This window comes from Hallella sp. (genome assembly GCF_037460745.1).
GTDB classification, from domain to species: Bacteria; Bacteroidota; Bacteroidia; order Bacteroidales; family Bacteroidaceae; genus Prevotella; species Prevotella faecis.
On record NZ_JAXVAE010000079.1, the window covers coordinates 1 to 11774 of the forward strand.

Consider the following 11774-nt stretch of genomic DNA (forward strand, 5'->3'; position numbering starts at 1 on the left):
AATATCAAATATATAACTATAGTTAAGCGATTAATATCGCATCACTAGTATTTCAAGAATTATTATTTGATATGCTTTGGGATGCTTGGAAAAAGACACCCGATTATGAGATTTCCAAGAAGAAAGCAGAATCAACTAATAAGGGATGCCTGTTTATTGCTCTTTGTGGTCCATTTATTGTGTCATTAATTTTATTAATATGGTTTTTAGCTACAAGCTAAAAATACACAAATGCAATCTATCACAATATTTTATGAAAATAATTATGACAGAGTTTTATAAATATAGGAGTCTTTCAAATCTAAAACGATTTATTGATATATTAATCAACAATCGATTATATGCAGCAAAATATATTGAATTAAATGATCCTATGGAAGGTTTCTTCTTATACGATCCTGCTATTTCAAGGGATTTTATAAACACTTTGAGGAGTGAAAAAGCGAATACGTTGATTTGCTCTTTATCAAAGAAATATACTAATGGGCTTATGTGGTCTGTCTATGCAGACGAGCATAAAGGTTGCTGTATAAAACTATCCATCACCTCTAAGTCCTGGAAAAAAATAGATGTAACTTACAATAAGAATCCAGTCCAAATTAATGCAATAGACATAACTGTAGATGAGATACTAAAAATTAAATCACCTCAGTGGAAACATGAAGATGAAGTTAGATTCATTAAATCAAATCCACTTCAAAACTATATTAAGATTAAAATTGACACCATATTTTTAGGAATGAAAATGTCAAGAGCGGATGTATCTTTTTACACAAAATTGATTAACTCAATAAATCCCAATATTAAAGTTAAAAAATTAACAAGAGATGATATTGATTTTGGTTATGATATATGAATAATATACCGCCCGTATCACGCGCGTTACCCAGTTGTTTGCATGGACGAGAAGCCCTTGCAGCTGTTCGCGGATGCGCGAAAGGGCGACGCAAAAAGGACGGTTCCTATATTCAAGACAGCGAATACATCCGAAACGGAACATGCAGTATCTTCCTGTTTACCGAGCCTCTCGCCGGGTTCCGCTATGTTACGGCTTTGGAGCATCGTACGAAGGTAAACTGGGTCAGACAGATGAAGCACATAGCCGACAACGTCTATCCGCAAGCAGAAAAGATTATAATGGTGTGTGACAATCTGAATACGCACGACAAAAGTTCATTCTACGAAGCGTTTCCACCGGCTGAGGCACTGAGACTTGCCAAACGTTTTGAGTTCCATCATACACCCAAGCATGGCAGCAGACTTGACATCGCAGAGATAGAGCTGGCCGCGCTGACGAAGCAGTGCCTTGGCAAGCAACGGATTGATAAGTTGGAGGATCTCAATGTCGAACTCAAGAACTGGCAACAGGACAGAAACGAAAGTCAGAAAGGAGTGGACCGGCAATTCACTGCCGAGAACGCAAGAGGCAAGCAAAAACACTTGTATCCAATTCTTAGCTTTTAGACTTTACAAACTACTAGGCAATTTTCAATCATCAAGTTGCCACTATTATTCATTAAAAGACATACCCCTCTATGCATCTACATAAAAATCACAGTAGATCTGAGTAAGTCACAATTGCACTACATAATAATCTGAGAAACGTCAAGTCATTTGGTTAAAAAGTTGGTCTGGGTTTTCGGACGAACCAGAGAACATAATTGAAGATTTTGTAAGATTTTCGATTACAGAATAGAGACCGCCTTTGACATTTGGCATGTTTCGACTTGCAGTTTGGCATGTTTCAACACTCGATCAGGTAGCTTTCGCACGACGGTTAGGCAGGTTCGAAGATTCGAAAGATACCTAACCGCAACGCATAACGAAGGCTGGGATGCACCATGACGGACAAGATATTCGTAACACTCTAATTATCAATATCTTGTATTACTATGCCGAGAATCACGTATTTGAAATGAAAAGCCGGGGCGCTCAAAAGAAATGTGTAGATTGCTATATAGTTTGTTAATAAAATTCCGCCCAATCAATTCCCACCCTATCACACGCCTCTCATTGCCATCCCCACAGAGCGTAGGGAGGCATTGGGAGAATTTCTGTTTGGGGGAGTGGGGCACCTATGAGCGTTGACCCGCCCGCCGGACCTATTCCTCGTGCGTAGCCTTCCACCACTCCGTGCTCTTCTTCCCTTTTTCTGCCACACTACTGGTGCTTGGGTCGGAGATGGTGATGCCGCTGAACGTGTTGACGGGAATGTAGACGGGATGGTCGTAGAGGTAGGAGTAGAGCGTCTGTGTGGAGGCTGCATAGGGCACGGCGCGCTTGAGCTGGGCGTGGAAGTCGCTGAGCAGGGTGGCGTTGGCGCAGAGGTGGTCCACATAATCGCCGAGGTCGAAGAACAAGGGTGTGGCGAATCCGTCGAGCACCTGCAGCGAGTCGACCATTGCCTGTGGCAAGGCATAACGGCTGTTGATGTTTCGCATGATGGAAGCCAGGGCGTCCATCTGTCGGCAGTCGATGGCCGACAGGGCACCACTGGGCGTGGGGTACGCCTCATAGAACGTGTGGAAGGTGCTCACCATGTTGCCATAGGAGGGTGTGGCCGATCCGAGGTATCGCCACATGGCGGCGTAGGGCATGCCCATGGCCATGATCTCGGAGGTGGAGGCCACGAGCCAGTTGGTGGCGTGGCGCAGGGCGTAGGCCGTCTCCACGTTGGCCATGTAACAGTTGTCGAACAACAGGTATTGCAGCTTCACGCCCGCCTGGCGGATGCCCTCGGCGAGCGTCGCAACGTCGATGGCGTAAGCGTTGGCGGTGACCGACCCGAAGAAGCGCGTCTGTGGGTTGGCCGATGCGTCGCCGCCCACAGGCAGGGGCGCCCGCTTGGCGCAGGAGGGATAATTGTCCCAGTCGGCAATGCGCGTCCATCCACATCCATGTCCGCCAACAATCATGGCGTAGTTGAGTGCGAACGCATGGTCCTTCACGTCGTTGAGGATCTGCGCGATGCCCTCCGCCGTGGTGTAGCTGTGGCCCGTGTAGGTCTTGAGCGGGGTGTGGGCAAGCACGCCGCGCTCGTAGGTAACCTCATACATCTGAGACGCCTGGGCCGACGTACTGACAAACACCACCAAGCGTCCCGCGTAGCCGCGGTTGGCCACGATGGCCCGCTCTATGCTGTCGAGGTTCTGTTGGAAAGCATGGTATAGTCCTTGGTCGCCGTTGTCGTTGCCCGTCCACGGCATAAACACCAAAACGGTCTGCTTGTTGATCTCGTTGACGTTGACGGGGTCGTCGTTGGCACAACTGGCCAATAGCGCGCCTACGGTCAGCAGGAAGGAGAGAAGCGCTGCCAGAGTCTTGGTGGCGTGGCGCAATGGGGAGAAACGGAATAGGGTCATAAGAGGATTTTGTTTACGATGCAAAGGTACGAATTAGCGGCATGCTGTTTTGACGGTTCGGATTTTCTCGGCATCCGACACCAAGCCCGTGCGCAGGGAGCCGTGGATCTCCGTGGCACCCGTAGCCTTCAGGATGTGGGCGGCGTTCTCGGGAGTTACGCCAGCGCCACACAGGATGGTGAACGGGCGTCCCATCGTGGCGGAGAGCTCATGCGCCTTGCCAACCATCTGCCTCAACAAGGGTATGCCCGCCTCGGCCGTGGGTTGCTGGCCAGAGGTGAGGATGCGGTTACACCCCACCTGCGCGATTTGCTCCATGGCCTCCAACGGATGGCGACACACATCGAAAGCGCGGTGGAAGGTGATGTTGCGGCACCTGTGGCCATCGGTCGGCCCCACGGCCTCCACCCACTGGCGGCATGCGTCGAGATCGATGTCGCCATCGGCCGTAAGGGCGCCCACAACCACCCCATCGACACCCTCGGCCACGGCCATGCGTATCTCGCCAGCCATCTCGGCCACCTCGGCGTCGGTGTAAACGAAATGGCCCTCGCGCGAGCGGATGAGCACATGCACCACCACACCGGCGGGTCGGCAAAGGCGCACCGCCTCGCGTATCATCTCCCTATGGGGCGTAAGGCCGTCGAGCTCCAGGTCGCGGCACAACTCTATGCGGTCGGCGCCACCCTCGATGGCACCCTTCACACTCTCGATGTTACCGCAGCAAACTTCTAATATCATGGTTTTCTTGAAATGAAACGGTTATGGCTTAGGCCCTCCACTTTTCTGCAACGAGAGAAGCGAAGGGCCTAAGGATGAATGGGTTATTGTGCGCTCTGAACGGATGTGGCGCTTGCGTTCTTCTCGCTATCGTCGAGTTGCAAGTCGCTCTTCACGCTACGCGAACTGGTACGGAAGTAGACCGGCACTTCGGTGGTTTGGCCCGCCTTCAACGAGAACATCACGCTATGGGTGAGCACGTCGCCACCCTTGAGGCGCGTGCCCGTGGTGAGCAGATAATCGCCCGCGGGGAGGTTGAGACCCTTGCGGAACTTCTCGGTAACGGTGGGATCGTCGTCGGCATAGTCGAGCGGCATGGGACGACCGTCCACCAGCTGCGAGATGGTGTAGCCATGATAATACATGACCTGGGCGGGAACATCGAGCTTCAGCACGCCTTGCGCCCCTTGCGGCTCGGCGTTCTGCTGATCGGCGAGGCGGAGCCACGTGTCGCCATCGGCCACCATGGCCTTGCCTAACGGGTCGAGCATGGCACGCATGCCAAGGGCGCGGGCACCTGCCACGGTGAAGAGCTCACGGCTGCGCGCATCGCACTTGCGGCGGTTGTAAACGCCCACCACGGAAACAAAGAGTTGCTTGGGGTTGTTGGCGTTGTCGACCTGGATATGCTTCTCCACCCAGGCTATCCATTGCTGGGCCGTCATCTTGGGCAAGCGCTTCTGCAGGTAGCCCACAAAGGGACGGAGATGCTCGGTAGAGACGCGCACTCCCCCACTCCGCAACGCCTCATCGTTCAGCAGGCAAGCGTCGTGCAACACGTCGAGCGTAACGTCGCGCAGGTCTTTCTCGCTCAGGCCCTGAAGCACCAGCGAGGCCTTGGGGTTCTTCTCCTTCAGGAACTTATCCATCACCCTCCAGTTGCTGCGCGCCTTTTTCAGCACCTCGTTGTCGCCCTGGTAGAAAGCCGCCTGCTGATAGGCCGTACGTATCTTATCCTCGGCCACCAGGCGGCGACCATTGGCGCTTACGGTGTCGACGATGCTGCGGTCGGGCTCCTCAAGCACGGTGGTGGGAACATGCCAATCGTACTCCTCCACCCATGCGCTACCCGGTTGGTAGCAGGGCGTGATGGTCAGCTCGGTGGTGTAGCCATCGGCCTTCTTCACACCATACTTGCCATTGGCGCTCACCCATACCTGCAAATCGCCATAGCCCGTGGTGAAGGCGGCACGGCCCTCGGCGTCGGTGGTGACGGTCGACAGGGGGTAGAACTCCGAATAGTTGTAAAGGCGGAAGTCGACGGTGGCGTTGGCGATCGGCGCACCCTGCGCATCGACCACCCTTACCCTCAAGGTCTTGGTGGGCGCATAGGTGGCTGTGGTGGCGATCTCGTGGCCCTCATAATCGTAGCCACGGATGAGCATGGCACGGCTGGCGGCCCAGTTGAACCATCCCTTGTCTAAGGTGGCCTCGGGCTCGCACGCACCCATGAAGCGCCACTTGCCATCGACCCACACCTCTACCCAAGCATGGTTATCGTCGGTATGGGCCCAACGGGGACAATAAACCTGACGGGCGGGAATGCCCACGGCACGCAAAGCCGACACCGTGAAGGTGCTCTCCTCGCCACAACGGCCAATGCTATTGCGCATGGTGGCCAACGGAGCCGACGTGCGTCCGTCGCTCGGCCGATAGCTCACCTTCTCGTGACACCAGTGGTTCACCTCCAAGGCGGCTTGCTCCATGGTGAGGCCCTTGAGGCGCGGAGCCAACTCCTTATAGATGATTTCGCGCGCATCGTCCAACGCCTCGTTGTTCACTCGCACAGGAAGTACGAAATGTTCAAACTCCCATCGCGGAACGCTACGGCCCCACGCCATCTGCGAACGGGCCTTCAGCGCCATGCGCACCTGCTTCTGCCAGTAGGACTTGGGGTAATCAACGCTGTCGGGGGTCGACATGTTCTTATAAAGGAAAGCAAGGCTCTCAGCCTCGGTCTGCGCCGATAAGGGCAGGCTCATTGCCGCAAAAACGAAAGCGGCCAGCATGGTTCTTTTCATAGGTGGTTTTTAATTTTCGTCAAAATTACAATGATATGGCCAATAATCCAAATATTTCTATAACTTTGTAGCCAAACAATTTACCTTACCAACATGAAACGCATTCTCTACATCGCCACACTTCTGGTTTTCGGGGCCATCACCACCATGGCCCAAGGCTTCGTAAAGATCGACGGCGACCATTTCACACGCGACGGAAAACCCTACACGTTCAACGGCACCAACATGTGGTATGCCGCCATCCTTGGCAGCACCGGACAGGGAGGCGACCGCGCCCGGCTGGTGCGCGAGCTCGACGAGTTGAAACGACGCGGCATCATGAACATACGCGCCTTGGCAGGAGGATCCGACGGATTGTCGGAGCGACCCTCGCACACGTGGCCCTCGCTGCAACCCCAGGCAGGCGTTTACAACGACACGTTGCTGGCCGGACTCGACTTCTTTGTGGCCCAACTGGAAAAGCGCGGCATGACCTGCGTGCTCTATCTCAACAACTCATGGGACTGGAGCGGAGGCTTCGGCACCTACCTGGAATGGGCAGGCATGGGACAGGCACCCGACGGAAGCAAGGACTGGGATGGGTTTCAGAAATACCATGCGCAGTTTACACGCAACAAAAAGGCCATGCGACTGGCCGCCAACCACGTGAGGTTCATGGTGGGACGCACCAACACCATCACAGGCAAGCCCTATGCCGAGAGCACGGCCATCATGGCGTGGGAACTATGCAACGAGCCGCGCCCCTTCGTGCAATGCGGCTTGCTCAGCGACAAGGAGAAGGCGGCCATCAAACGGTCGTTTGTCCAATGGATTGGCGCACAGGCCAAGCTCATCAAACGCCTCGACCCCAACCACCTCGTGACCACGGGCAGCGAGGGCTACTATGGTTGCGCACGCGACTCGGCCCTGCTGCGTGAGGTTCACGCCTTTGCCGAGATCGATTATTGTTGCCTCCATTGTTGGCCCAACAACTGGGGATGGTGTGGACCGGCCATCGCCGAGACGGCCAACTGCAAGCAACGCAACGGCATAACCGCTCCCCAAGACTCATTGGCCAACGCCATCAGGCGGTCGGAAGCGTACATCGACCTCAACCGGCGAATCCTCGCGCCCTTGGGAAAGCCCATCGTGTTGGAGGAATATGGGTATCCGCGCGACAACTACGACATACGGCCCGGCACACCCGTAACGGCCCGCAAAGCCTACTACCGCTTTATCGCCACCCTGCCCTTGGCCGGCAAGAACTTCTGGGGATGGGCCGGGGAGGCTCGACCACCCCACGACCGTTGGCAACGATGGGATGCTTACACCGCCGACCCCGCCCAAGAGGAGCAGGGACTATACTCGGTGTTCGATTGCGACGAATAACCGCATTCCTTATTCCTTCGTCTGTCGGGGCGCCTCATACTGCCCATTCACCTTGATGGGCTCAAGGTGGATGTTTACGATGGTGCCCTCACCAAAGTGGGTCCTTAGCCGGCGTTCTATGTCGGTGGCATGCTCATGCGCCTCATAGAGCGACAAGGAACCGGGCATGCGTATGTGCATCTCGACGGCGATGTTGTTGCCAATGCGACGGGTGCGAAGGTTGTGCACTTCACGCACGCCCTCCTCCTCATTGGCGATCCTCACGATCTCGTTCTCCTCCGCCTCGGGCAGGCTGGCGTCGGTAAGTTCCTTCACCGACTGCATCACCAATGCCCAAGCGGCCTTGATGATGAAGGCGCTCACCACGATGGCGGCAAGCGGATCGAGCACGGCCCAGCGCTCACCCAACAAGATGGCGCCACCTATGCCCACCATGGTGCCGACGCTCGACAAGGCGTCGCTCCGATGGTGCCAGGCATTGGCCACCACGGCCTCAGAATGATACTTGCGACCGACGCGCACCGTGAACTGATAGGCCCACTCTTTCAGAGCGATGCTCGCTATGGCGGCGACCAAGGCCACCACGCCTGGCTGCTGCAACTGCACGCCACAGATGGCCTGATAGGTCTTGACCACGCCCGAATAGCAAATCATCAAGCCCACCACCAGGAGCGACAATCCGATGATGGCCGTGGCCAACGTCTCGTACTTGCCGTGCCCGTAATCGTGGTCCTCGTCCTGCGGTTTACTTCCCAACTTCACAAACACCAACACCACCACATCGGTGGCGAAATCGGTGAGCGAATGGATGGCGTCGGCGATCATGGCCGCCGAATGGCCTAAGATGCCCGCGGCAAACTTCAGCGCGAGCAACACCACATTGATGACACTACCAGCCAAGGTTACCTTATAAACCTCTCTCACGCGGTCGGATCCATCGGCTTTTCTTTCGTTCTTGTTCGTCATTTATAACCTCCTAAAGAAGCGATCGGCTTCTTTCATCCTACTGAATTACAATCTGTTATAAATCTACATTCCCCATCGACCATGCTATGTTAAGGATTGAAATGCTGGATGAGCCCAACAAATCTTCCGCTTTGGCCTGAGGACCGATTGGGGGTTGGAAAATGTACTCTATGAAAAAATCCCGCAGGTCGGCAACTACTTGCTGACTTGCGAGATTGTTCGGTTGACGGCCGTTTGCCGCTTTTCACACCATAATTATATAGAGTGCTTATTTCTTAGCCTTGTCGGCGGTAGCCTTGCCCTTGTAAGCCTTGTTCAAGCCAGCCACCACCTCGTTGGTGATGTCGTAGGCCTTGTCGGCATAGAGCAGGTTGTCGCCTTGCTTCGAGAAGATGAGGCTATACTTCTTGTCCTTGTTGTAGAAAGCCAAATAGTGCTGCAACGAGTCGTGCAGAGCCTTGTTGAAGTTATCGGTCTCGGTCTGGAACTCGGCGCTCAAACGCTGGTTGAGCACCTGCAGGTCGTTGTTCTGCTTCTGCAAGCCAGCCTGGATGGCCTCTGCCTGCTCGCGGGTATATGCGTTCTGCTGAATCTTCTGCTGGAAGTTGGCGGCTGCGGCCTGCAGCTGCTGCTGCTTGGTAGCCAATGTCTTCTGGATGTTGTTACCCTTGGTCTCCAAGATCTTGCTATACTCCTTGCAGAACTTATACTGCGTCATGATGGAGTCGACCTCCACGTAAGCAATCTTGGCGCACTCGCCCGACTTCTGGGCAGAGGCGGGAGTCTTGTCGTCCATCTTAGGACTGCTCTTGTCGCATGAGACAAGACCCATCGTTGTCGCAGCTGCAAGAGCCACGGAAAGAATGATGTTCTTCTTCATTTCTCAATTATGTAGTTTTGTTATTATTCACGGGGTTACGAAAGCAACGGCTTCTTCGACTGAGCCTCTCTGTCTTGGTCGAGCACACAGTGGATGCCACGATCTTTCATGGCCTGACTATCGTGGATGTGTTGCGACTCGAAACGGCCATTCTTCTTAAAAATAACCTTTACGGACAACAACCCAACGGCAATAGCAATAATTAACACGCTTAATAGCAAAGTTTCAGTCATTTTTGTTACTTTTGCAGTGCAAGATGCACAATAATATTGCAAAGTTAAGGCAAAAAGTGGAAAGTGCAAAGAAAAATTTGATAAACCTTTATAAAAACAAGCATTATGGCAGAATTGAAACCTGCTCGTGTTTTCGAGCAATTTGCTAAAATCAATCAGATCCCTCGCCCCTCAAAGCATGAGGACGCGATGATTGCTTACCTGAAGAAGTTCGGAGAGGATCACGGACTGGAGACATTGGTCGACGAGACCGGCAACGTACTCATACGCAAGCCCGGCACCAAGGGCCACGAGGATCGCCAAACCACCATTCTGCAAAGTCACATGGACATGGTGTGCGACAAGCTCGTCGACGTGGACATCGACTTCCACAAAGACCCCATCCAGACATACGTTGATGGCGAGTGGATGCGCGCCAAGGGCACCACGCTGGGTGCCGACGACGGCATTGGATGCGCCATTGAGCTGGCCCTGCTCGACGCCGACGACATTGAGCACGGTCCCATCGAGTGTGTGTTCACACGCGACGAGGAGACGGGACTGACAGGCGCCTTCGGCATGAAGGGTGGCTTCATGACTGGCAACTATCTCATCAACCTCGACTCTGAGGACGAGGGCCAGATCTTCGTATCTTGCGCTGGCGGCATCAACACATCTGCCAACTTCACCTTCACACGCGAAGAGGCTCCCAAGGGCTACTTCTTCATGGAGGGTACGCTGAAAGGCCTCAATGGTGGCCACTCGGGCGACGACATCGACAAGAAGCGCGCCAACGCCATCAAGATTCTGTGCCGTTTCCTCTACATGGAGCAAGAGAAGATGGATCTTCGTCTGGCCCAGTGGAACTCGGGCAAGATGCACAACGCCATCCCGCGCGACGGAAAGATCATCTTCGCCGTGCCCGCCGATAAGAAGGAAGAGGTGAAGGCCGACTGGAACATCTTCCAGAAAGACGTGGAGGACGAGTTCCACGTAACCGACGGCAACATGGAATGGTCGCTCGGTAGCGCCGACGCCCAAACCGTTATGCCCAAGAACGTGAGCGTGAACCTCATCCGCGCCATCCAGGCTGTTGACAACGGCGTGCTCGCCATGTGCCAGGACGAGGCTTTGGCCAAGATGGTGGAAACATCGAGCAACATAGCAAGCGTGCAGAGCGAGGAGGAGAAGGTCATCATTGTGAGCAGTCAGCGCTCTAACGTGATGAGCAACCTCACCAACATGGCCAACTCGGTGAAGGCCACCTTCCAACTGGCTGGCGCTGAGGTGATACAGAACGATGGCTATCCCGCATGGAAGATGAACCCCAACTCGAAGTTGGTGGAAGTTACCGTGGCAGCTTACAAGAAGCTCTTCGGAAAAGCCCCCATCGTGAAGGGCATACACGCCGGACTGGAGTGTGGCCTGTTCTCGGAAAAGTATCCGCACCTCGACATGGTGTCGTTCGGTCCTACGCTCCGCAACGTTCACACCCCCGACGAGTGCTTGTACATCCCAACCGTTCAGATGGTTTGGGACCACATGCTTGAGATTCTGAAGAACATTCCTGCAAAGGCATGAGAAAATCATTCATAACCATGATGGCTCTGTTCGCCACCCTCTTCACAGGGTGCGGACAGAGTCATGATGCCAAGAACATGGTCGAGGAGTTTATGACCACGCAAATGGGCATCAACGATTATGATGTCGTACAGTGGGGTCGTCTCGACTCCACTTTCTTCGTTTCCGACTCCATGGTGCAGGTCATGCGCAAAAACGCATCGAACAAGGTAAAAGGGCAAGAGGCTTACGCCAAGCCGTCGCAGAAGTTGCTCTTCCTCAACGTGAGATATGCCATCGGCAACGACACCATCAAGCAAACCTTCTACCTCAACGACAAGTTGACAGGCATCGTCTCATATAAGGAAAACTAAAACCTGCCGTAAGGGAATGCCTGTTGTTAGAGAAGGGCGTGCCAAAGGCCAGAGAACGGGGCATCTGCAGTCAAACCAGAGAACACCTAAGGCATGGGAAAGAGGCATCAGCCCTCAGGCGAGGAAGACGCATCTATCCGATCCCAAGAATTCCTCCCTACAATATAATAAGGTGAAGGATCATTGTAAATGAAGGAGCATTAGTACTGATGCGATAAAATCGCATAGTTATTAAAATTCATCAAATAAAG

Annotated in this window: 11 protein-coding genes; 5 read left to right on the top strand and 6 right to left on the bottom strand. The window is 53.7% G+C overall.

All coding sequences use genetic code 11. The annotated features are described in order from the left end of the window. The first annotated feature begins 253 nt into the window (after positions 1–253). A complete protein-coding gene (locus tag WKK33_RS04360) occupies positions 254–856 on the top strand; it encodes a DUF2971 domain-containing protein (protein ID WP_337932658.1) in 603 nt (200 codons plus the stop codon). Beyond that, complete coding sequence (locus tag WKK33_RS04365; RefSeq protein ID WP_337932659.1) at positions 853–1464, top strand: transposase; 612 nt, start codon at positions 853–855, stop codon at positions 1462–1464. The genes WKK33_RS04360 and WKK33_RS04365 overlap by 4 nt, the downstream gene beginning before the upstream one ends. A 638-nt stretch (positions 1465–2102) precedes the next feature. On the opposite strand, the gene WKK33_RS04370 is transcribed toward WKK33_RS04365, so the two are convergent. From WKK33_RS04370 to WKK33_RS04380, 3 genes are all read right to left on the bottom strand, one after another. Continuing rightward, the gene (locus WKK33_RS04370; protein WP_337932660.1) at positions 2103–3362 is read right to left on the bottom strand and encodes a clostripain-related cysteine peptidase; all 1260 of its coding nucleotides are present in this window, start codon (positions 3360–3362) and stop codon (positions 2103–2105) included. 33 nt (positions 3363–3395) lie between these two features. Continuing rightward, entirely contained in the window at positions 3396–4103 is a 708-nt protein-coding gene (locus WKK33_RS04375) for a copper homeostasis protein CutC (protein ID WP_337932661.1), read from the bottom strand. An 83-nt stretch (positions 4104–4186) separates the two neighbouring features. Continuing rightward, positions 4187–6163: a transglutaminase domain-containing protein gene (locus WKK33_RS04380; protein ID WP_337932662.1), complete on the bottom strand. Its 1977-nt coding sequence runs from the start codon at positions 6161–6163 to the stop codon at positions 4187–4189. Positions 6164–6256: 93 nt separating this feature from the next. On the opposite strand from WKK33_RS04380, the gene WKK33_RS04385 reads away from it, so the two are divergent. Then, positions 6257–7531: a beta-mannosidase gene (locus WKK33_RS04385; protein WP_337932663.1), complete on the top strand. Its 1275-nt coding sequence runs from the start codon at positions 6257–6259 to the stop codon at positions 7529–7531. A 9-nt stretch (positions 7532–7540) separates the two neighbouring features. Here WKK33_RS04385 and WKK33_RS04390 read toward each other — a convergent pair whose 3' ends face one another. From WKK33_RS04390 to WKK33_RS04400, 3 genes are all read right to left on the bottom strand, one after another. Beyond that, positions 7541–8497 (bottom strand): cation diffusion facilitator family transporter, encoded by a 957-nt coding sequence (locus WKK33_RS04390; RefSeq protein ID WP_337932664.1) that lies wholly within the window; start codon positions 8495–8497, stop codon positions 7541–7543. 268 nt (positions 8498–8765) lie between these two features. Then, complete coding sequence (locus WKK33_RS04395; RefSeq protein ID WP_215760691.1) at positions 8766–9377, bottom strand: OmpH family outer membrane protein; 612 nt, start codon at positions 9375–9377, stop codon at positions 8766–8768. Positions 9378–9412: 35 nt separating this feature from the next. Continuing rightward, positions 9413–9610, bottom strand: coding sequence for a hypothetical protein (locus WKK33_RS04400; RefSeq protein ID WP_215760690.1), 198 nt, complete (start codon positions 9608–9610; stop codon positions 9413–9415). A 105-nt stretch (positions 9611–9715) separates the two neighbouring features. On the opposite strand from WKK33_RS04400, the gene WKK33_RS04405 reads away from it, so the two are divergent. Further along, positions 9716–11170, top strand: a complete 1455-nt coding sequence (locus tag WKK33_RS04405) for an aminoacyl-histidine dipeptidase (protein ID WP_337932665.1) — start codon at positions 9716–9718, stop codon at positions 11168–11170. Further along, positions 11167–11523 (top strand): hypothetical protein, encoded by a 357-nt coding sequence (locus tag WKK33_RS04410; RefSeq protein WP_309437992.1) that lies wholly within the window; start codon positions 11167–11169, stop codon positions 11521–11523. The genes WKK33_RS04405 and WKK33_RS04410 overlap by 4 nt, the downstream gene beginning before the upstream one ends. The last annotated feature ends 251 nt before the right edge of the window (positions 11524–11774 follow it).